Source organism: Vibrio gallicus, from assembly GCF_024346875.1.
Lineage (GTDB): Bacteria > Pseudomonadota > Gammaproteobacteria > Enterobacterales > Vibrionaceae > Vibrio > Vibrio gallicus.
In genome coordinates, this window is record NZ_AP024871.1 from 114830 (window position 1) to 135727 (window position 20898).

General features: G+C 43.0%; 20 protein-coding genes. 9 read left to right on the forward strand and 11 right to left on the reverse strand.

Going from position 1 to position 20898, the window contains the following annotated elements; genetic code table 11:
- Window positions 1–828, forward strand: a complete 828-nt coding sequence (cysQ, locus tag OCU28_RS00550) for a 3'(2'),5'-bisphosphate nucleotidase CysQ (protein ID WP_261816447.1) — start codon at window positions 1–3, stop codon at window positions 826–828.
- On the opposite strand, the gene bioH is transcribed toward cysQ, so the two are convergent.
- Window positions 770–1588 (reverse strand): pimeloyl-ACP methyl ester esterase BioH, encoded by an 819-nt coding sequence (gene bioH, locus OCU28_RS00555; protein WP_261816448.1) that lies wholly within the window; start codon window positions 1586–1588, stop codon window positions 770–772. The two genes, cysQ and bioH, sit on opposite strands and share 59 nt — an antisense overlap.
- 64 nt (window positions 1589–1652) lie before the next feature.
- On the opposite strand from bioH, the gene OCU28_RS00560 reads away from it, so the two are divergent.
- The gene (locus tag OCU28_RS00560) at window positions 1653–2381 is read left to right on the forward strand and encodes a ComF family protein (RefSeq protein WP_261816449.1); all 729 of its coding nucleotides are present in this window, start codon (window positions 1653–1655) and stop codon (window positions 2379–2381) included.
- Window positions 2382–2482: 101 nt separating this feature from the next.
- Window positions 2483–3073 (forward strand): Fe-S biogenesis protein NfuA, encoded by a 591-nt coding sequence (nfuA, locus tag OCU28_RS00565; RefSeq protein ID WP_261816450.1) that lies wholly within the window; start codon window positions 2483–2485, stop codon window positions 3071–3073.
- A 52-nt stretch (window positions 3074–3125) separates the two neighbouring features.
- Here nfuA and OCU28_RS00570 read toward each other — a convergent pair whose 3' ends face one another.
- From OCU28_RS00570 to OCU28_RS00585, 4 genes are all read right to left on the reverse strand, one after another.
- The gene (locus tag OCU28_RS00570; protein WP_261816451.1) at window positions 3126–4532 is read right to left on the reverse strand and encodes an ATP-binding protein; all 1407 of its coding nucleotides are present in this window, start codon (window positions 4530–4532) and stop codon (window positions 3126–3128) included.
- Between the two features lie 9 nt (window positions 4533–4541).
- On the reverse strand, window positions 4542–5261 hold the full coding sequence (gene ompR / locus OCU28_RS00575) for an osmolarity response regulator transcription factor OmpR (RefSeq protein ID WP_261816452.1): 720 nt from the start codon (window positions 5259–5261) through the stop codon (window positions 4542–4544).
- 217 nt (window positions 5262–5478) lie between these two features.
- Entirely contained in the window at window positions 5479–5979 is a 501-nt protein-coding gene (gene greB, locus OCU28_RS00580; RefSeq protein ID WP_261816453.1) for a transcription elongation factor GreB, read from the reverse strand.
- Between the two features lie 65 nt (window positions 5980–6044).
- The gene (locus OCU28_RS00585) at window positions 6045–7946 is read right to left on the reverse strand and encodes a putative ATP-dependent zinc protease (RefSeq protein WP_261816454.1); all 1902 of its coding nucleotides are present in this window, start codon (window positions 7944–7946) and stop codon (window positions 6045–6047) included.
- Window positions 7947–8154: 208 nt separating this feature from the next.
- Between OCU28_RS00585 and OCU28_RS00590 the strand changes: the two genes are divergently transcribed.
- On the forward strand, window positions 8155–10470 hold the full coding sequence (locus OCU28_RS00590; RefSeq protein WP_261816455.1) for a Tex family protein: 2316 nt from the start codon (window positions 8155–8157) through the stop codon (window positions 10468–10470).
- A gap of 50 nt (window positions 10471–10520) precedes the next feature.
- Here the strand turns inward: OCU28_RS00590 and recG are convergent, their stop codons facing one another.
- Window positions 10521–12599, reverse strand: coding sequence for an ATP-dependent DNA helicase RecG (recG, locus tag OCU28_RS00595; RefSeq protein ID WP_261816456.1), 2079 nt, complete (start codon window positions 12597–12599; stop codon window positions 10521–10523).
- 321 nt (window positions 12600–12920) lie between these two features.
- On the opposite strand from recG, the gene rpmB reads away from it, so the two are divergent.
- The 4 genes from rpmB to OCU28_RS00615 all read left to right on the forward strand — a co-directional run bounded on the left by rpmB (window position 12921) and on the right by OCU28_RS00615 (window position 15259).
- Window positions 12921–13157, forward strand: a complete 237-nt coding sequence (gene rpmB, locus OCU28_RS00600) for a 50S ribosomal protein L28 (RefSeq protein WP_004728407.1) — start codon at window positions 12921–12923, stop codon at window positions 13155–13157.
- 13 nt (window positions 13158–13170) lie between these two features.
- Complete coding sequence (gene rpmG / locus OCU28_RS00605; RefSeq protein ID WP_017029383.1) at window positions 13171–13338, forward strand: 50S ribosomal protein L33; 168 nt, start codon at window positions 13171–13173, stop codon at window positions 13336–13338.
- A 98-nt stretch (window positions 13339–13436) separates the two neighbouring features.
- On the forward strand, window positions 13437–14258 hold the full coding sequence (gene mutM / locus OCU28_RS00610) for a bifunctional DNA-formamidopyrimidine glycosylase/DNA-(apurinic or apyrimidinic site) lyase (protein ID WP_261816457.1): 822 nt from the start codon (window positions 13437–13439) through the stop codon (window positions 14256–14258).
- On the forward strand, window positions 14255–15259 hold the full coding sequence (locus tag OCU28_RS00615; RefSeq protein ID WP_261816458.1) for an NAD-dependent epimerase: 1005 nt from the start codon (window positions 14255–14257) through the stop codon (window positions 15257–15259). The genes mutM and OCU28_RS00615 overlap by 4 nt, the downstream gene beginning before the upstream one ends.
- Window positions 15260–15282: 23 nt before the next feature.
- Here OCU28_RS00615 and coaD read toward each other — a convergent pair whose 3' ends face one another.
- From coaD to OCU28_RS00635, 4 genes are read right to left on the reverse strand one after another with little or no spacing between them, the layout of a single operon-like run.
- Complete coding sequence (gene coaD, locus OCU28_RS00620) at window positions 15283–15759, reverse strand: pantetheine-phosphate adenylyltransferase (protein WP_261816459.1); 477 nt, start codon at window positions 15757–15759, stop codon at window positions 15283–15285.
- A complete protein-coding gene (locus tag OCU28_RS00625) occupies window positions 15760–16878 on the reverse strand; it encodes a glycosyltransferase (protein ID WP_261816460.1) in 1119 nt (372 codons plus the stop codon).
- Window positions 16879–16881: 3 nt separating this feature from the next.
- Complete coding sequence (locus OCU28_RS00630) at window positions 16882–17655, reverse strand: glycosyltransferase family 2 protein (RefSeq protein WP_261816461.1); 774 nt, start codon at window positions 17653–17655, stop codon at window positions 16882–16884.
- Window positions 17648–18700: a glycosyltransferase family 9 protein gene (locus OCU28_RS00635; protein WP_261816462.1), complete on the reverse strand. Its 1053-nt coding sequence runs from the start codon at window positions 18698–18700 to the stop codon at window positions 17648–17650. The genes OCU28_RS00630 and OCU28_RS00635 overlap by 8 nt, the downstream gene beginning before the upstream one ends.
- Window positions 18701–18819: 119 nt before the next feature.
- Between OCU28_RS00635 and OCU28_RS00640 the strand changes: the two genes are divergently transcribed.
- Window positions 18820–19503: a 3-deoxy-D-manno-octulosonic acid kinase gene (locus OCU28_RS00640; RefSeq protein ID WP_261817399.1), complete on the forward strand. Its 684-nt coding sequence runs from the start codon at window positions 18820–18822 to the stop codon at window positions 19501–19503.
- Here the strand turns inward: OCU28_RS00640 and waaA are convergent.
- Complete coding sequence (gene waaA, locus OCU28_RS00645; protein WP_449356352.1) at window positions 19493–20770, reverse strand: lipid IV(A) 3-deoxy-D-manno-octulosonic acid transferase; 1278 nt, start codon at window positions 20768–20770, stop codon at window positions 19493–19495. The two genes, OCU28_RS00640 and waaA, sit on opposite strands and share 11 nt — an antisense overlap.
- Window positions 20771–20898: the final 128 nt, after the last annotated feature.

The window sequence follows — 20898 nt, forward strand, 5'->3', positions numbered from 1 at the left end:
ATGAAGCAAGACCTATCCCATTTATTGCCAGAGGTTATCGAGATAGCGCGCTCTGCGGGTCAATTGATCTTAGATATCTATCAAAACCGGGACTACGAAGAGTTCACCAAAGTAGATGACACTCCGGTAACGAGTGCTGATTTAGCCGCGCATAAGCTTATTATGCAAGCATTGCCTGCGTTAACTCCAGATATTCCCGTGCTATCGGAAGAAGATGCTGATATTAGCTTGGCCGAGCGTGAAAAGTGGTCACGTTATTGGCTAGTAGACCCGCTTGATGGCACCCAAGAATTTATCGCTCGTAGTGGTGATTTTGCGACGATTATTGCCTTGGTCGAGAACAACAAGCCCGTAATGGGGGTTGTTTATGCTCCTATCTCAGGCGTAGTTTACTACGCCTATGAAGGTAAAGGGGCATGGAAGATCCCTGATATGGGGGAAAGTATCCGTATCTCGACCCACACCCATGAGCTTGAACATCAGAATATTGCGATTGCAATTAGTCGCCGGCAGGATATTAATCGCATCACCGACTGTATGTCCCAAAAGTGGAACTATGAATTGATACCTCTAGGCTCAGCAGCTCTTAAGGCATGTTTAGTGGCAGAAGGCAGCGCCGACTGCTATCTAAGACTTGGTCCAACTGGTGAGTGGGATACAGCAGCCACGCAATGCATTGTAGAGCAAGCTGGTGGCACGATATTAGATACCCAGTTAAACCCTCTTTCTTATAATCTCAGAGAAACGCTAGAGAACCCCAATTTTATTGTTATTGGTGATCGAGGGCTTCCATGGCAGGACATTCTATTGAAAGGCGAGAGCGAATAAGCTCACAAAACTGGGCCCTCTCGCTGATAAACGGTGCATGGGATGAGGATTGGAAAATATGAGATTGCTCAGTGAGTTGTTCATCTAACTGATGAGCAATGCTAACTGGCACTAGACCATCGAGCCTCCCATATAGCCGGATTAGAGGCATTTCTAGCTGTGGTAATTGTGCTCGATAATCGATTTCAGCGAGTAATTTCAACCCTAAGCTCAGTGCCTGTGGATCAGGCATTGGCTTGGACAAAACAACCTCTTTTAAGCACTTTATGTCCTGCTTAGCGGATGGACTACCAAGGGCCTGTAGAGCCATAAAGCGCTCGATAGTCCCTTGAAAATCTTCTGTTAATTGAACGGTGAAATTACTCAGTACCTTAGGTGCAATACCTCGCCATTCTTTTCCTTGTGCCGCAAATCTTGGTGAACTAGCTAAGGTTACCAATTGATGTACTCTATCGGGCGCATTAAGCGCGATGTGAGTTGCTACTAACCCCCCCAAAGACCAGCCGAGCCAGATTGCTTTTTGAGGCGCATCACGCAATACGCATTCGCAGATATCTTCGATTGACTGACAGCCCTGATGGTGACTTAACCCGTAACCAGGCAGATCGACCAAATGCAGAGTAAAGCTTTGCGATAAACTCTCGATGATGTGTTGCCAAACACCACTATTCATTCCCCAGCCATGCAACAGAATGAGGTCAGGACCTTGACCATATCTCTCCCAGTTTAAATGCGTGGTAGAAAGGGAAGCATCAGTCATTTTTCATTCTCCGGCCTTGGATTGGGTTAGTAAAATTAAGCCATAGAAGAATATGGTATCTGATGTGAGAATACAAAGCCTCCATGCTTATGTGCGTGACAACCTAATCCGTTTGACCGGAAATTACTGCTCGGTATGCGGCTGTAGAATTGAAAGCGCCACTACCAGTTGGTGCAGCGCGTGCTTAAAACTCATCGATGAAAAGCCACGCTGTTTACGCTGTGGTATTGAGCAAGAGAGAACCGTTGAAATCTGCGGACAGTGTGTGACTTATGCGGTAGCTTGGGATCAAATGTATTGTGTTTCCAACTACCAAACGCCACTGTCTGATTATGTTAAAAAGGTGAAGTATGCGCGCCAGTTTTGGCATGTCATGCTACTCGCAAGGCTGCTGAGTGAGCGAATTAAACAACCAGCGCCTATCTTATTGTCTGTTCCGACTCATTGGCGGAGACTGTGTTGGAGAGGGTTCAATCAAAGCGATTATCTAGCTTATTATCTTGCGCCTCACATCGGGGCAAGGTACCTGTCTAACGCGCTTATTCGTACACGGCATACCAAAATGCAGATGGCGCTGTCTCGCCATAACAGGTTACGAAACCTAAAGCAGGCTTTTATAGTAAACCCTAAACTTATCAAATATATACAAGATGCAGAGCGGGTTGCTATTGTCGATGATGTAGTGACCTCGGGCGCAACGGTAACCGAGATCTGTCGCGTATTGCGTCGACACGGAGTAAAGCGTATCGAGGTCTATTGTGTGTGTCGAGCAGGGCTAGCTGACTTGGGTTAAGTTAGCAAGTTTTGCGCAGAAGATTACGAATTTATTGGCATCGAATCCGGTTCGGGGTATAGTAGCCAAAAATAACCTACGCAATTACTCAGGTATTTATTGTGTCAAATACAATTACTATTACAGAAGCTGCGCAAGCGCACTTTGCTAACCTGCTTTCACAGCAGGCTGAAGGAACTAATATTCGTGTATTCGTGGTAAATCCGGGTACGCCTAGTGCTGAATGTGGCGTGTCATATTGTCCACCAGAAGCAATAGAAGCTTCAGATACAGAAATGCCCTATGAGGCATTCTCAGCCTATATCGATGAGTTGAGTCTTCCTTTTTTAGAGGATGCCCTGATTGATTATGTTACGGATAAGATGGGCTCACAGCTTACTCTGAAAGCACCAAACGCTAAGATGCGTAAGGTAAATGACGACGCACCGCTTATTGAGCGTGTGGAGTATGTGATTCAAACTCAGGTTAACCCGCAACTCGCAGGTCACGGTGGTCACCTCAATCTAGTTAAGATAACTGACGACAATATTGCACTAGTGCAGTTTGGTGGTGGTTGTAACGGTTGTTCAATGGTGGATGTTACCTTAAAAGAAGGTATCGAAAAGCAGCTAATGCAGGAGTTCTCTGGAGAACTTACTGGCGTTAAAGATGCAACCGAACACGAACAAGGTGCTCACTCTTACTATAAGTAATTAGTGGCATAATGATAAAAGAGCACGCAATAGCGTGCTCTTTTGTTAGGGGTTATTTAGCTGAGTAAGCGTTAAAGGTTACCACTACCTTTAAGCCACCTTGTGGTCTATTACTCATCTCTATCTCACCGTTATGTTCAGTTATAATTCGCTGAACTATGGCTAATCCAAGTCCTGTCCCCTCACTGCCTCTCGCAGTATCCCCGCGGGTGAATGGTTCAAATACATGCTCTAGCTGGTCACTATGGATACCAGGGCCGTTATCTTCCAATATAAACTGCACTTGCTTGCTATTGCGAGACTTCTGAGTGGTGATACCTATCCAGTCGTTACCATAACGCTGTGCGTTTACCATTAGGTTGCTTAAGGCTCGGCGCAGTGGGATATTACTTGCATATATATCGGGAAGGTTTTCATCTAGGTTAAAATCCACTTGGCAGTGTACTAGGCCATTAAATAATTCCTCGTTCCCATCTTGCATTGATATCTGATGATTATCATTAGCGCTTTCTTGATAGTTTTCTACCGATCGATATAGGTCTTCAGCTAATATATTGAGGTTTGTTGCTTCAAAGTCATTTCGATCCATTGGCTTGAGATAGTCAATGAACTGGCCGATTATCTCATTACATTCCTCTGTATCTTGGATTATACCTTCTGCAAGGTACTTATCTTGTTCAGACATCATTTCGGTGGCAAGTCGGATACGAGTTAGAGGAGTACGGATATCATGACTAATACCAGCGAGCATTAATCGACGATCCTCTTCTAGTGCCTCGATACCTCGCGCCATCTTATTGAAGGCTTTGGTTACAGCTCGGATCTCAGTCGTGCCTTTTTCGTCTAGTGGTTGAGGAACAATACCTCGTCCAACGCTGACTGCGGCAGTTTCTAGGCTTTTCAATGGGCTGTTTTGCCAGCGAAGAAAGCCCCAGCCACCAAGAATTATTAGTATAGTGGCCAATAAGCTATAAATGAAAAGGGGCTTAAATTCGTCTTGATTGAGCTCGGTCAATGGGACTTTAAGTAGCCAATTTGGCATTGAATCTAATCGAATCCATAATAAATAGCTTTCGCTATCACGGCTAAGGCGAGCATCTGCGGGTGAACCGACTTCCTCGCCGATCTCGTCACTCATAAAGTCGAGATAGAAGGAGTTATTAAATTCAGTTTGATAGGCGTCGGTATAGGGATGAACACTGACACCTAAGCGAACGAGCAGAGCTTGTCTGAGTGGCGCTAGCCGTTGATCTTCCGGTATGCCACGCTCTGCTTCTTTTTTCATTTGAGCATTCTCTTCACTGATGAGGCTTATTTCATATGAGAGAATTCTATTGAACTGCTTAAGGCTAGGGAGCAGTGCATAGTTTAGGATCACGAAGTAAGAAAACACTTGGCTAGCAATGAGTAACACCATAAAGCCAATAATAGTTTGTGTAATAGAACTACGTGATCGCATTGAGAGGAGTTATACCTTTTGGCCGTCAGGGACGAAAACGTAGCCTAGTCCCCATACCGTCTGAATATAGCGAGGGTGACTAGGGTCTTCCTCAATGATTCGGCGCAGGCGAGATATCTGTACATCAATGGAACGTTCCATTGCTGAGTATTCTCTACCACGAGCAAGGTTCATGAGCTTGTCGCGAGACATAGGCTCACGTGCATTGCTGACCAATATCTTAAGCACCGCAAACTCACCTGAAGTGAGAGGGATGACTTGTTCTCCCTTAAACATTTCACGTGTGCCTAGGTTTAAGGTGAATTCACCAAACTCAATAATCTCTTCCTGCGCACTTGGTGCTCCAGGTGCTTCTATAGATTGACGGCGTAAAACAGCGCGTGCACGAGCAAGCAATTCGCGAGGATTGAATGGTTTAGGAAGATAATCATCAGCGCCTACTTCTAAGCCGACGATGCGATCAATTTCATCACCTTTTGCGGTCAGCATTAATATAGGAAGCATGTTGTTGGCACTGCGTAAGCGACGGCAGATAGAAAGGCCATCTTCGCCCGGCAACATAAGATCAAGGATCATTAAATTGAAGTTTTCACGAGTAAGTAGGCGATCCATTTGCTCTGCATTGGATACGGTACGAACCTGGAAACCTTGCTCTGAAAGGTATCTCTCTAAAAGAGAGCGCAAGCGAGCGTCATCGTCGACGACTAGGACTTTAAAATTTTCTTGCATGTAACTAGACCTACTTAACCAATATGTTGCGAGTGAGTAATTTGGCGGTTGCGTTCAAGTAGTCCATCACTACAGCAGTATTGCTCCTTTAACACGCCTGACAATAAAAGAACTCGTAGAAATGTAACAAAATTCGCCTGATTATAGACAGATAAAGTGTTAATGAATGTTAACTGGGTTTGAAATTGGTGAATATAGGTAACTTATTTTACTGTTTTTATAGGGGTTTTAACCATTGTGGCTTTTTATAATCGATATGGTTTATAAACCAAGTTTTAACGCCTTCAGGTGTTGTAACCTCAGCTTCATCATCAATGGATTTCTTAAGTAGAGCCCTAGCCATTGGTGAATCAATAGAGATATATTGTTTTACTTGTTCGCCGTAGATTTCATCAGGCCCTACAATTTTGAACTGCTTAATTTCACCGGTTTCATTTTCAATCTCAACCCATGCACCAAAGAAGACCTTTCCATCTTGCGCAGGTGAGTAATCGATAACTTTTAGGTCAGGTAGGCGTTTACGTAAGTAGCGAACCCTGCGGTCAATCTGTCTGAGTAAGCGTTTATTGTACTGATAATCAGCATTTTCAGATCTATCACCAAGGCTCGCCGCCCAGGTGACTATTTTGGTTACTTCCGGGCGACGTTTATGCCACAGGAAGTCATGTTCTTGTTGCAGCTTTTCAAAGCCTTCGCGGGTGATTAGGTTGGTTTTCATATATATACAGAGTTAGTTGTCTTTTGTTTCACTTTACCCAACCTAGGAGCACCCGCCAAGTATTGCTATTGTTTCCCTAGCAAGTAGGTGTCATCACTGCTTACGACTACACCATTTTTTAAGAAATTTTTGCCAAGGATCATACTGTATTCAAATCGACTTCTGTCTTGCAGGTTAACGCGTATAGACTTGGAAACATCACCTAAGCTGACCTTCATCATTACCACAGGTCGCTCATTAGGTTTTTCACCGGCCTTGGCTCGAATCCGCATAATATCGACCACTTCACGAGTAAAGGAGTGCTTCTGGCCCTCGCTGTTGTGGTAGTCAAAGCTAACCATAGGCTTGCCATTTTCATCAAAGCGTTTGATATTTAAGGCATTCATTGAGCTAACGTCGGCACCTGTATCCAGTTTTACCGAGAATCGTAACCCTGCGACAGAGGCTTTTTCGATATAGCCTGCACTAAACAGTGGGCGTGGTTCGAAAAGGTCTTCGGTGCGAGTATTTATCAGTACGCCCTGCTTGTTAAATCCACGCCCAATCGCAAAATAAGCATCTTCACCTTTATCTACGACTTCTAAGGCAAACTCTATATTTTGTTGTTGGTTGCCAATGATAATCGACTCTTTGATCACCGGCCTTACCGACTCACCAACACGAATCTTACGTACTACGGGCCTGATAACCTTTTTATTTTCTCCTTTGGCATTAGGGATATAAAAGCTTACTTGTTCTGTGTTTTTCCCCTTACCTAACTCAAGGTTAGACACAAACAGAACCGGAGTATTGATAGCAAAAGAAGGCCTTGCTTCTACCGCAATGTCATCAATATAAATGATTTCATGGGGGGTGACTGAGGTGATTTTTTTATTGGTTTGCAACGAGGCGTAGGTCTGATCCTTAACTGCATTGGTATTTGAGCTATGGATAACGAAGTGCTTGCTGAGGCTATTCTTACCAATTCTAATCTGTGACGCGTATTTTGAGCGATCTTTTAGGTAAGCGAGTATGGGTGTCTTGGTTTTACCGACTTGCATTGGCACAGAGACAAGCGGTTTCTCCGAACCCCCGACCTTAAGCATTCGAATAAGAGGTAAGGTCATCTTCGCCTTATTTCCAGATTTGCTTTTTGAATTAAACGTAACGAGCTGTTGGTCGTGGTCTATCTGTATATCTGTGGCATGCAGTTGACTGTAGCTATTGACCAATGAATAACTGGATTTTAGAGATACCGTTCCAACGGTTACCTCTTCGCCTTTGCGCAATACAACGGCGTTTTGTTGAGCTTGCAGATAGTCATAGCCGGCAAATACCCAAGCATGCTGTTTGAGGAAGGTTTTTCCGATCAGAATAGGCGCTGAAAAATTACTACGGTCTGTCAGGTTAACATCGGTATTGACAGTGACTCCAGCAATCGTGAGTGGAATATTGATCACAGGTCGATAGAGTGGAATTTCACTAGTGCGGCTACGGATAACACTGGTTCTGGCAAGGGGGCGTTGTAATGAAATTACCTTGCCAGTAACTGGATGCCTAATCTCAAACTCCACTATACCTTGAATATTACGCTCTGGGGTGTCGAAGCTTGTTAGCCACCAGTTACTCTTAGGGCCACCATATTCATCCACAATAGTTTGCATTAACTTAGTGTCTTGTAAGCCCTTATATTTTGGGTTTTCAGAATACACCTTAATATTTTCAGCATGCATTGAGGTGGTATCTGCTCCAGTATCGATTTTCCCTATATAGGCAATTCCTTCTAGGGCTGCGATATCTTGATAGTAGACGCTTTCGACTCGGCCTAGGATGACCTTATCGTCCCAAGACAAAGCAGGGGCTGCGGTTGTATAGGGTTGTTTATTGTCATCAAGCATAGTGTATTCGGTGGTCTGTTTTGCTTGTACCCCTGCTGAGAGAAAAAGAGAAGCCAGCAGCGAAATGGAACCTGTGAGCCGTTTGTTCATTATCAATGTCCGTATTTGAATTTCTGGATATACAAGATTAATACTAACCAATAATCAGTAACTTGCTGTTAAATATTCAGTTAATTTTTTAGCAACTGCAAGCATATGCGTTGCAATGGAGGGAAGGTAATCGCGCCTTAAGCGCTGGATTTTTATTAATTCGCCCCCATAAATAGAACTAAATTACTCACACAGAAGTGAATTAGGGATGAGTCAAAAGATTTTTCAAACCATTGCCGATGAATTACAGGTGCCAGTTCGCCAAGTAAACTCGGCAGTCGGCTTGCTAGATGAAGGCAATACGGTACCGTTTATCGCGCGTTATAGGAAAGAGGTTACCGGAGGCTTAGACGATACGCAGCTGCGCACATTAGAGAGCCGTCTTATTTACTTGCGTGAGCTCGATGATCGTCGTCAAACCATATTGCGCTCTATTGAAGACCAAGGGAAGCTGAGTAAAGAGCTTGAGCATGAGATTTTAGCTGCTGACAATAAGACCCGGCTTGAAGACCTTTATCTTCCTTATAAACCTAAGCGTCGCACTAAGGGACAAATTGCTATTGAGGCTGGTCTTGAACCGCTAGCAGATTCACTGTGGAGTAATCCAAATCAGGTTCCTGAGCAAAAGGCATTACAGTTCGTCGATACCGAGAAAGGCATTGCTGATGCTAAAGCGGCGCTCGATGGTGCGCGAGCTATCTTGATGGAGCGAATTGCCGAGCATGCAGATTTACTTGAGAAATTGCGTGTTTATCTTAATAAGCATGCGGTGCTGCAATCACGAGTAGTGAAGGGCAAAGAGACTGAAGGTGAGAAGTTTAAAGATTACTTTGAACATGATGAACCAATAAGTCGAGTCCCTTCTCACCGAGCACTGGCGATGTTGCGTGGTCGCAATGAGGGTATCTTGCAATTGGCATTAAATGCAGACCCTCAACAAGACCCTTCAATTCGTACCTCTTATTGTGAAACCATTATTGAGCAGCATTACCGAATTACCCTAAGTGACGCGCCTGCCGATGTGTGGCGTAAACAGGTGATCAGCTTTGCATGGCGCGTTAAGGTGTCGATGCACCTTGAGACCGAGTTAATGTCGATCATGAAAGATAAGGCAGAGATTGAGGCTATTGAGGTATTTGCTTCGAACCTAAAAGATCTGTTAATGGCGGCACCTGCAGGGCCTCGCGCTACCTTAGGTCTAGACCCTGGACTGAGAACCGGTTGCAAAATCGCGGTGGTAGACGGTACGGGTAAGGTATTGGCAACCGATGTTATCTATCCGCATCCTCCGCAAAAGCAATACGATAAGTCGCTACAAAGCATTGAGAGATTGATTAAACAGCACAATGTAGATCTGGTAGCAATTGGTAACGGAACTGCTTCACGTGAATCTGATACCTTTGTTGGGGATATTATTAGCAAGGGCATCAAGGTACAAAAAATTGTAGTCAGTGAAGCGGGGGCATCTGTGTATTCAGCCTCTGAATTGGCAGCTAAAGAGTTCCCTGATATGGATGTGTCACTGCGTGGTGCGGTGTCTATCGCCCGTCGCTTGCAAGATCCACTGGCGGAGCTTGTGAAAATTGACCCTAAATCTATTGGTGTGGGTCAGTATCAGCACGATGTTAGTCAGTCGTCATTGGCCAAGCGCTTGGATGCGGTGGTTGAAGATTGTGTAAACGCAGTTGGTGTGGATGTAAATACAGCTTCAGCGGCATTGCTTAATCGTGTGGCAGGCTTGTCGAGCACGCTGGCACAAAACATCGTGGTTCATCGTGATGATAATGGACGCTTTGAAAGCCGCGCTAGCCTAAAGAAAGTTGCCAGAATGGGGCCTAAAGCATTTGAACAAAGCGCAGGATTTCTGCGCATAATGAACGGACGTAACCCTCTTGATTCATCATCAGTACACCCTGAGGCGTATCCCGTTGTTAAATCGATAGCGGAGAAAACCAATAAGCCGATCTCAAACCTTATTGGTGATAGTGCTTTCTTAGGTAAGCTTAATGCCATTGATTTTACCAATGAACAATTTGGTCTGCCTACCGTTACAGACATCATTAAAGAGCTTGATAAGCCAGGCCGAGACCCGAGACCTGAGTTTAAAACGGCAACCTTTGCTGAAGGTATCGATAAGGTATCAGACCTTGAAGAAGGGATGGTACTTGAGGGCGTTGTCTCCAATGTGGCTAATTTTGGTGCTTTTGTTGATATCGGTGTACACCAAGACGGTTTGGTACATATTTCAGCGTTAACCGATAAGTTTGTGTCAGACCCTCGCGAGGTGGTGAAGGCTGGCGATATCGTTAAGGTTAAGGTGATGGAGATTGATTTGCGACGCAAGCGTATTGGGCTTTCGATGAGATTGAACGATGAACCAGGACAAGACAACCGTCCTGCTCGCAAACCTGTTCGCGAGAACTCTACTCGCGATAATCGGAAACCACAGCGCAATCAAAATGCGCCTAGCATTGGTGGAGCAATGGCTGCCGCGTTTGCTAATGCAGGTAACAAGAAGCGTTAATACTGTTAATCGGTAATGCAATTCGGTGAGCCGATATAGTGCTCACCGACTCATGCTTTAGCGTATTCCTCACTATTGATTACCCAGCGTTGGATGATAGATCGTGCATTCTCAGGGTACTGCTCATGAATGTAGCGGGCCATTTTTTGCACCTCAGGAATGAGATGTTGATCCCTTACTAGGTCGGCTATTTTAAAATCGGCAAGCCCGGTTTGTTTGGTACCTAATAGCTCGCCGGGGCCACGTATTTCTAAGTCTTGCTGCGCCACCACAAACCCATCACTGCTTTGTCTAAGAACACCTAAGCGTTTTTGAGCGGTTTTAGATAGTGGTGCGTGGTACAAAAGCACGCAATGGCTGGCAACCTTACCTCGTCCAACTCGCCCACGTAGCTGATGCAATTGTGCCAGCCCAAGGCGCTCTGGGTTCTCAATGATCATTAAACTGGCGTTAGGTACATCAACGCCGACTTCAATAACTGTTGTGGCAACTAGTAGTTGCAGTTGATTGTCTTTAAACGCCTTCATCACCGCTTGTTTCTCAGCGGGTTTCATGCGGCCATGCACCAAACCTATTTTTAGCTCGGTTAATTTGAGTTTGAGTTCCTCGGCAATCTCAGCTGCCGCTTGCGCCTCTAGTACTTCAGATTCATCGATCAGTGTGCACACCCAATACGCCTGCTTACCTTGTGTGGTACATGCATGGCGAATACGTTCTATGATATCTGGGCGCTTGGTGTCAGGTAGTGCAACGGTTTGAATTGGGGTTCGCCCTGGGGGCAACTCATCTATGACTGAGGTTTCTAGGTCGGCATAGGCAGTCATAGCTAAGGTACGGGGAATAGGGGTGGCAGTCATGATCAATTGATGGGGATAGAGTCCCTCAAAGGCGCCTTTCTCTCTAAGCTCTAGTCGCTGGTGGACCCCAAATCGATGCTGTTCATCGATTATGATTAGTGCCAACTTATGAAAGTGCACCTGATCTTGAAACAGCGCATGGGTTCCTACTACCATCTGCGCTTCACCATTTGCTATTGCTTCTAGTTGCGCCTGTTTGGCTTTACCTGTGATTTTCCCTGCTAGCCAACCGACACGAATCCCTAATTTCTCGAACCAAGCCTGAAAATTAACAGCATGCTGCTCTGCTAAGAGCTCTGTTGGAGCCATCATTGCAACCTGATAGCCTTGCTCAATTGCCGTGAGGGCGGCTAAAGCCGCGACTAGGGTTTTGCCTGAGCCAACATCCCCTTGAACTAAGCGCATCATAGGGTGTGGTTGACAAATATCCCCCTCGATCTCTTTAACTACTCGGTTTTGTGCCGCGGTAGGTTTAAAAGGTAGCTGGCCTAGTAGCTGAGGTTTTAACTGTGTGGATGCAGGCAAAGATAAAGCATTGTCTTGCTGTCCTTTACTTCTTAAAGCAAGCATTGATAGATTCTGAGCTAACAACTCTTCTATGACTAGACGCAGTTGCGCCGGGTGTCTGCCTTGATCAAATAGATTTAAGTCAATATCAGGGGAAGGGCGATGCACTATATGTAGGGCTTGATTTAGGGTGAGCTGTGAGTCGTAAAGCCCCTGAGGCAATAGCTCATTAACTGAAGCGCTATCTAGTAATGATAAAGCTTGTTCGGTGAGACTTCTAAGGGTGAGTTGTCGTAGCCCGTCTGTTGTAGGGTAGACTGGGGTTAGTGTGGACTCGGTGGCAATCTGCTGCTGTTCTGAGACAAACTTATACTCGGGGTGAACTATCTCTAATCCATAGTTGCCGCGTTTAATCTCGCCATAAGCATGTACCCATTTGCCTTCAGTAAAGCTATTGCGCATTCCAGCATTGAAATTAAAAAAACGCAGTGTAACGCTTCCATTGCCGTCACTGATTTTAACCGTTAACATTTTTCGACGAGAGAATGTGGTATCAACGGACATGACTTCACCCTTTACTGCCCCCCATAAACCGGCATGCAGAGCTCGCATTGGATAGACACGAGTGCGGTCTTCATAGCGGTGTGGGAGGTGAAAAAGTAGGTCTTGAACAGAAATTAAAGCTATTTTTTGTAATTTCTCAGCTATTTTAGCTCCAACGCCAGTTAATGAGGTCAAGGGGATGGCTGAAAGCAATTGAGTCATTCAAGCTCCAAAGTGTTTAAATTTCCTTAAATAGGAGCTTAAATGTCTATAGTAAGCAAATCAATGTAATTAGAGGTTGTCGGAAGTAAGAATTCTGGTATCATTCGCGCACTATTTTTGAACAAAATCAGCTCTGCTTAAAAAAAGATCAGTAAATCTGTAAAAAGGATCTGTTCGGGTCTTGAGCAATATCTATTAACTTAGTATAATGCGCGACCTTTGATAGCCTTGTATGGATTTACCATAACGGTTTTTGACCTCATTTGAGAGGTTCGGCCACCAAGGTTGATATCGAGCTGAAACGATTTGGAGAAGACATTCATGTCCCGAGTATGCCAAGTAACTGGTAAGCGTCCTGTAACGGGTAACAACCGTTCACACGCACGCAACGCTACTAAGCGCCGTTTTCTGCCGAACCTACAAACTCATCGTTTCTGGGTAGAGAGCGAAAAACGTTTTGTTAAACTACGTCTAACTGCTAAAGGCATGCGTATCATCGACAAGAAAGGCATTGATGCTGTACTTGTAGATATTCGTGCACGTGGCGAAAACGTTTAAGAGGAATTGAGCAATGGCTAAAGGCATTCGCGAAAAGATTAAACTTGTTTCTTCTGCTGGTACAGGTCACTTCTATACTACAGATAAAAACAAACGTAACATGCCGGGCAAATTTGAGATCAAGAAATTTGATCCAGTTGTTCGTCAACACGTTATGTATAAAGAAGCTAAAATCAAGTAATTGATTCTTCTTTAGAACAGAACATAAAAACCCAACTTTTAGTTGGGTTTTTTTATGCCTGTAATTTATGCTATTTAATATTTTATTGAGGACGCCTGATGCCTGAGCTACCCGAAATAGAAGTTTCTCGTCTGGGTATAAGCCCTCATATTAATAACCAGCGTATTCAACAGATAGTGGTTAGGCAGCCCAAACTGCGTTGGCCAGTCTCGAAACAGCTTAGTTCGTTATCTGATGTTCATATTGTTGGGGTTTCCCGCAGGGCAAAATACCTGCTGCTCGAAACTGAATCTGGAACTATAGTTATTCATCTTGGTATGTCGGGCTCATTGCGGGTTTTAGAGCAAGGGATTGAGCATGGTAAGCATGACCATGTAGATTTGCTTCTTTCGAATGGCAAGTTATTGCGTTATAACGATCCGCGTCGATTTGGGTGTTGGTTGTGGATTCCAGCAGGAGAAAGCCTAGCTATCTTAGATAACCTTGGGCCTGAGCCGCTGTCTGATATTTTTGCAGCTGATTATGTAACCCCTTTGGCCGCTAGGCGGCGAATCCCAGTAAAGCAGTTTATTATGGATAATAAAATTGTGGTTGGAGTGGGTAATATCTATGCTAATGAATCCCTGTTTAATGCTAAAATTAACCCATTAAGACCTGCAAATTCATTGAGTTACCCTGACTGGGAAGAATTAGTTCTACAGATAAAATTGGTACTAAATCGAGCTATTTTACAGGGTGGAACAACATTAAATGATTTTGAGCAACCAGATGGTAAGCCAGGTTATTTTGCTCAAGAATTACAGGTATACGGTAAGGCTGGAGATGCATGCCCAGATTGTGGCGCGCAAATTCAGCAGCAGATGATAGGTCAAAGAAATACGTTTTGGTGCGATATGTGCCAACCTAAGGAAGAAGTATGAAATATTTAGTGACCGGGGCTGCTGGCTTTATTGGCAGTGCAGTAGTTGAACGCTTGACAGATATGGGTCATCAAGTCGTCGGTATCGACAATATGAATGATTACTATCAGGTATCTTTGAAAGAAGACCGTCTTAAGCGCATTGAACACGATAGCTTTTCATTCAGACAGATAGATTTAGCGGATCGTGAAGGGATAGCAACGCTTTTTGCTGGTGAACAATTCGATGTGGTTATTCACCTTGCCGCTCAAGCTGGGGTGCGTTATTCAATTGATAATCCATTAGCATACGCTGACAGCAATCTAGTGGGGCACTTAACTATTCTAGAAGGCTGTCGTCATAATAAAGTTAAGCACCTAGTATACGCTTCATCTAGCTCAGTTTATGGCTTGAACCAGAAGATGCCGTTTGATACCTCTGATTCAGTTGATCATCCTATTTCACTGTATGCCGCGACGAAGAAGTCCAATGAAATGATGGCACATAGCTATTCGCATCTGTATGGCATTCCAACAACTGGCTTACGCTTTTTTACCGTATATGGTCCATGGGGACGCCCAGATATGGCGTTATTTAAGTTTACTAAAGCCATAGTCAACGGCGATACCATTGATGTATATAACAATGGTGATATGCAGCGTGATTTTACCTATATCGATGATATCGTTGAAGGCATTATCCGTATCCAAGGTGTAATCCCGCAGCCAACACCGGATTGGACGGTTGAGCAAGGCTCACCTGCAACAAGCTCTGCACCATACCGAATTTACAATATTGGGCATGGCAGTCCGGTGAAGTTGATGTCGTTTATTGAGTCATTGGAAGATGCGCTTGGCATTGAGGCTAAGAAAAACTTTATGCCGATGCAACCTGGTGATGTATACGCAACCTACGCTGATACTCAAGACCTATTTGCGGCCACAGGCTATAAGCCTCAGGTAGGTGTGCAAGAAGGCGTTAAAGCCTTTGCTGATTGGTACAGGGCTTATTACAAGCTATAGAAGAGAAAGGTTTGGCTAATAAGCTAAACCTTTTTTTTGATTTGTTTAAAGACAGATGCGGGAACAAATCCCTCCACATCCCCACCATGAATAGCCACTTCGCGTACAATAGTTGAAGACAAAAACGCAAACTCTTCTGAAGGCGTTAAGAAGATACTTTCTAGCTCAGGAAGTAGCTTGCGATACATGCTGGTTAAACCAAACTCATATTCAAAGTCCATGGTCGTTCTAAGACCGCGTACCAAGAGGTTCGCTTTTTTATTCTTAGCAAATTCAACCAGTAGACCAGAAAAACCCTCAACCTCGACGTTACCTAAGTGGGCAACCGATAGTTCTAGCATCTCTACACGCTCTTCTAATGAGAACATGGTTTTCTTACTTGGGCTGGCTGCTACACACACGGTTAATTTATCAAACATCTTAGATGCACGAGTGATGATGTCTAGGTGCCCATTGGTTAATGGATCGAAGGTTCCAGGGTAGAGTACGTGGTTTTTCATTTATCGATTTACACCTATATGCTGTTTTATTTTAGTGAAAATAACTTTGTTGTTAAATTTACTTTCGGCAAGTTTGCGTGCGTTGTGACCGAGCTTGACTCTTAATTCGCGGTCTTTGATTAAAGCTTCTACTTGATTTAAAAAGTCGGTAGGGTCTTCATAGTTTGCTAGCTTTCCTGTTTGGTTGTGTTTAACCATTTCAGGCATACTACTTACGTTGTAAGTAACACTAGGGATTGCCGTCGCCATCGCTTCCACTAAAGCATTTGCTGAACCTTCATAGTGAGATGGAAAAACATAGATATCTAAAGTGGATAATAGTGATGGGGTATCTTCAACAAACCCAAGAAGTTTTATTTGCTGCTCCAATCCTAAAGTAATTATTTTTTCTTTAATTTTACTCTCTAATGGACCAGTACCAGCTATATACAACTCAATGTTGTACCCTTTATCTTTTAGGTCTTTTACTAAGTCCATGAGCATTAGTTGATTTTTTTGGTTAACACATCGACCAGCAGTACCCAGTATGACTTTAGATTTATGCTCTTCTAATGAGTAATCTTTAGGGGAGTAGCTTTCTATTTCTACACCATTATATATAGTGTGAATTTGATCCTTATTGATTATTCTTGGATTGTTCTTTGTTATAGAACGACCAATTTCATCAGAGTTTACAATCACATCTGTGATTATTTTTCCAAAAACAATTCTATTTAGAAAGGTGTTTCTTATTGGATGCGGCATCCCCCTTCTATATATTATTTTAGGGACTTTAGCTAGTTTTGCGGCTAATCCAGCACACTTTGCATCTGCAGGAAGATTTAAAATAACACTTTGATAGTTATTCTTTTTAAAGTGTCTATATAGTTTAAAAATAGTAAGTGGGTTCAAAAAACTAGCATTGCTAATTTTAGTGTTAAAAATTGAAATATTATTCTTAGTTTTAAGTTTGTTCTCTAAAGAGCTGTTAGGGTGTGTTATTACTGTACAGTTAGCATCCTCTGCACAGATCGTAGCGGCTACAAAATGCCATTTTTCACCACCTCCCCAATTCTTTGAAGTATTTACAAAACAAATGTTTTTCTTGATAAATTCAGGCTCTTTGTGCGGTGCTGTCATTGTTTATTGCTCTTTTTTATTATGCTCTCTTAACCATAGATCAGCATAGCGAGTGAATGTTGTATTAGCGCTAAGTAAGGCTAGCAATAAGCCATGGCGACCATCTAAAAAACCTTTTTTTAGAATGTACATTTTTATGAACCTTGCTATACCATGTATAATGGCACCGAATAACGTAGACTTTTTCTTCCCTTCTCTCTGATCAACCCAAGCTTTCATATAATGTTGAGTTTTATTCACATAATTAGGGATTGTATCAATCGTGTAATGTAGTAAGTCACCATCAAGTAATTTAGTTGAGTATCCATCAGGAATTACTACTGACTCATGAACGAGTGAGTTATTATACTTAGTGGACTTATTTAGATAAAGTCTTGTGATTTTATCAGGATACCATCCAGAGTGACGAATAAATTTCCCAAATGCTTTAGTTAATCGATTAATTTGATAAATGGATTTTCCGTCATCATTTTGAATTGCGTTTAAGATTGAGGTCTTTAATTGCTCTGTTACTTCTTCATCAGAGTCTAGTGCTAGAATCCAATCACTTACGATATAACTTTGAGCCTTCTGTCTTTGGAGGCCAAAACCTAGCCATTCTTGATGGTATATTTTTGACGTGTATTTTTGGGCTATTTGCAGTGTGTTATCTTCACTACCTGAATCTAGGATAATGATTTCATCAACCCAGCCAGATACTGAAGATAAAGTTTTTTCTAAATGAGCTTCTGCATTTTTAACTATTATTAACACACCAATGCTGGGTTTTTTATCCATGCTTATTATCACTTAACTTATTGTTTTTAATTAAAATATCAATTTTTTCACTTACGGAGTCTATAGTTATAGATCTCATTAAATCACTTCCTTTTGCTCTAGTTCCCCAAAGCTTCGCCTTATTTTGGTTTTTTATGTGTATCTCATAAGTGCTTACAACTAAATCCTGATCTACATAGGGTCCAGTGCGTAATGGGTTACTATGAGCATAGAGCCCAATAACTGGGGTGCTTTGAGTGGTTGCAATGTGCGCTGGTCCTGAGTCGGGAGCTAAGACGCCTTGCGAGTGTTGGATTATGGCGACAAGCTGTTTTAAGTTAGTTTTCCCAATTAGGTTTATGATTGGTACTTTAGCGCTATCTATAATTTGTTGCCCTAAATGCTGCTCTCTTTCACTAGGTGAGCCACATAGTGCAACATTCCAACCTTTACTCACTACATAATCAGCTATTTTAGCATATCTTTCTGGAATCCAATTTCTTTCATCTTTGCTTGCAGCTGGACTAATAATGATTGTTTTATCTGGAATAACCGAGGCTGCAAAATTTTGATCTTCTTCACTTAATGGAATATTCCATTTAGGAATGTTAAATGGTACACCGATAAAGCGAGCAAAATCAGCAAAGTTATCCAGTACGTGGAAGCTATCTGATTTAGGTAAGTGTTTGTTGGTAAACAACCACTGCCCCTCTTTAGTGCGGTTTTTACCAAAGCCCACCTTATACTTGGCTTTAATGCCAAAGGATAGAGCACTTGCTCTTAGCGCGGCTTGCATATGCAGTAGGGCATCAAACCGGGTTGAAGAAAGTTGTTTCCATACATTCCTCATTCCCTTAAATCCGAGCTTTTTGTCGAATACGACAACACGGATGTTAGGTAAGTCACTTATCAATTGTGCCTCTATTTTTCCGCAGACCCAGGTGATCTCGGTTTTAGGCCAGTGTGCTTGAATAGCTTGTACAACACTAATGGCATGGCAGACATCTCCAATGGCGGATAATCTCAGTATACAAAGAGATTTAGGGGCTGAATTAAATAGCGGCATAGGAAGCTCATTTTTGTTTGATGGATAAATTATGCAGTTGCTGAGGTTAATTGTAAAATAAGGAAGTAATTGATTTATTTCGAGGTTTACCCGTGGATACTGTGCAACTGCCAAATGAGATGATTTGGTTTGATAAGGATTTACTCAGTGCGCCTACTGAACTTAGCTGTGAAGCGACATATTGGTATGTGCACGATAAAGTTATTGGAACTGCACAAGGGCGAGGGACGACCTGGTTTGTACAGCTTGATGGCTTGCAAGGAGCGCTACGTCATTACCGGCGTGGTGGCCTATTCGGAAAATTGATTAAGGATAGCTATTGGTTTAAAGGGTGGGATAAAAGCCGTAGTTATCAAGAGTTTGTGCTACTGCAGAAGCTTCGACAAGCGAATGTAAATGTGCCAAGACCGATAGCTGCACGGGTAATAAAATCAGGGTTATTTTATAAAGCAGATCTGTTAAGTGAACGTATACCGCGAGCAAAAGATTTGGTTGGGATACTGCAACAAGGTCCGTTGAGTGAGCAAGTCTATATCGCTATCGGGCAACAGATTGCTAAGCTCCATCGAGCCCAAGTGAACCATACCGACCTTAATATTCATAATATTTTACTGGATGATGACCAAGTAGCTTGGATTATTGATTTTGATAAATGCTATGAGCAGTCAGGAGAAGATTGGAAACAATCTAATTTAGCTAGACTCAAGCGCTCATTTTTGAAAGAAGTTGAGCGCTTTAGTATTCATTGGCAAAGTGATGATTGGGATGCCTTAATTAAAGGATATCAAAGCGCTAATCAATAAATTCAGATACGGCTTGTACGCTTTTTTGTACTGCTCCTTGATTGTGCTTTACCACCTCTAATGCGCGTAACCCCATCTGAGTGCTCTGATTCGGGTTACTTATAAGGTGGCGTAATTGTATGGCAATTTGCTGGCTAGAGTCACAAATTGTCACTGCATCATTACCCTGCAATTGATGAGTGATATCACTAAAATTAAAGTAGCTAGAGCCATTTAATATTGGTTTGCTTAAAGCGGCTGGCTCAAGTGGATTGTGACCTCCAACCTTATCACCAATAAGACTTCCTGCCATAAAACAGATGTCAGCGCTACCAATTAGCAACAACATCTCACCCATCGTATCCGCAAGGTAAACTTGAGTATCGGAAGTGATTTTCAGCTGGCTGGTTCTAGATACGGTATTAAATCCACTCTGTTGGCTAAGCGACATCACTTGCTCAAAGCGCTCCGGGTGACGTGGAACGATTATCATAAGTGCATCGGGAATATGTTCTAATAACAAGCGATGAGCGTCTAATAGTTGTTCGTCCTCTCCTGCATGTGTGCTAGCGGCTATCCATACTGGCCTATGCTTCCCAAGAGATTCACGAAGGGAGACTGCTCGCTTTGTTATATCTGGGGCAATATCAATATCAAATTTGAGTGAGCCAGAGATTGAAACGCGATCTTTGGCCACGCCCAGCTGTATAAAGCGTATCGCATCATCTTGGTGTTGGCAGATAAAGTGACTTATATTCTGGCTTATAGATTTGAATATAGGTAACACCTTGTTATAGCGAGCGTAGGATCGCTCAGATAATCTAGCATTTAGGACAATAATTGGGATATTTGTATTGGCAACGCAATGCAGGGTGTTAGGCCATAACTCAGTTTCCATGATAATCAAGCAGCGTGGCTGTATTGATCTTAGAAATAATCTCACACACCAACTAAAATCTATCGGCATGTATCTATGCGTCACCAATGAACCTAGCTTTTCTGCTTGCTCTGCACCTGTGGTAGTGGTGGTAGTGATCAGAATAGGCTGGTCAGGGTGAGCTTGCTTTAGCGCCTTAATAAAGGGTGTGGCAGCTATCGTCTCACCTACAGAAACGGTATGTATCCAAATAGGCTTTTGTTCATTTAATCGAGGAGTGATGCCAAAATATTCGCTCCATCGAGCACCGACCGCTGGCTTACCTTGCTTGGTTCGGAGCAAAGTAAAGAGCAGTACTGGCGAGAGCAACAACAGAAGTAGGCTGTATAGAATTCTAATCAAACTATTGATCTATATAGAGTAGGCTTTAGGTGTAGTTTGAAAGATTGTGCGACAAAATCAAGTAGAATAGGTGTGTCATATGGTTTCAAGTGATGCTTTCAGATGAAAGTTTATTGAAGGTATATCGTATGCTTATT

Excerpts from the sequence above, each read along its gene's own strand:
- mutM (WP_261816457.1), top strand. The coding sequence starts at position 13,437 with ATGCCTGAGCTACCCGAAATAGAAGTTTCTCGTCTGGGTATAAGCCCT.
- rpmB (WP_004728407.1), top strand. The coding sequence starts at position 12,921 with ATGTCCCGAGTATGCCAAGTAACTGGTAAGCGTCCTGTAACGGGTAAC.
- OCU28_RS00630 (WP_261816461.1), bottom strand. The coding sequence starts at position 17,655 with ATGGATAAAAAACCCAGCATTGGTGTGTTAATAATAGTTAAAAATGCA.
- OCU28_RS00635 (WP_261816462.1), bottom strand. The coding sequence starts at position 18,700 with ATGCCGCTATTTAATTCAGCCCCTAAATCTCTTTGTATACTGAGATTA.
- OCU28_RS00640 (WP_261817399.1), top strand. The coding sequence starts at position 18,820 with ATGATTTGGTTTGATAAGGATTTACTCAGTGCGCCTACTGAACTTAGC.
- recG (WP_261816456.1), bottom strand. The coding sequence starts at position 12,599 with ATGACTCAATTGCTTTCAGCCATCCCCTTGACCTCATTAACTGGCGTT.
- OCU28_RS00590 (WP_261816455.1), top strand. The coding sequence starts at position 8,155 with ATGAGTCAAAAGATTTTTCAAACCATTGCCGATGAATTACAGGTGCCA.
- cysQ (WP_261816447.1), top strand. The coding sequence starts at position 1 with ATGAAGCAAGACCTATCCCATTTATTGCCAGAGGTTATCGAGATAGCG.
- bioH (WP_261816448.1), bottom strand. The coding sequence starts at position 1,588 with ATGACTGATGCTTCCCTTTCTACCACGCATTTAAACTGGGAGAGATAT.
- rpmG (WP_017029383.1), top strand. The coding sequence starts at position 13,171 with ATGGCTAAAGGCATTCGCGAAAAGATTAAACTTGTTTCTTCTGCTGGT.
- greB (WP_261816453.1), bottom strand. The coding sequence starts at position 5,979 with ATGAAAACCAACCTAATCACCCGCGAAGGCTTTGAAAAGCTGCAACAA.
- coaD (WP_261816459.1), bottom strand. The coding sequence starts at position 15,759 with ATGAAAAACCACGTACTCTACCCTGGAACCTTCGATCCATTAACCAAT.
- OCU28_RS00615 (WP_261816458.1), top strand. The coding sequence starts at position 14,255 with ATGAAATATTTAGTGACCGGGGCTGCTGGCTTTATTGGCAGTGCAGTA.
- OCU28_RS00570 (WP_261816451.1), bottom strand. The coding sequence starts at position 4,532 with ATGCGATCACGTAGTTCTATTACACAAACTATTATTGGCTTTATGGTG.
- ompR (WP_261816452.1), bottom strand. The coding sequence starts at position 5,261 with ATGCAAGAAAATTTTAAAGTCCTAGTCGTCGACGATGACGCTCGCTTG.
- OCU28_RS00625 (WP_261816460.1), bottom strand. The coding sequence starts at position 16,878 with ATGACAGCACCGCACAAAGAGCCTGAATTTATCAAGAAAAACATTTGT.
- OCU28_RS00585 (WP_261816454.1), bottom strand. The coding sequence starts at position 7,946 with ATGAACAAACGGCTCACAGGTTCCATTTCGCTGCTGGCTTCTCTTTTT.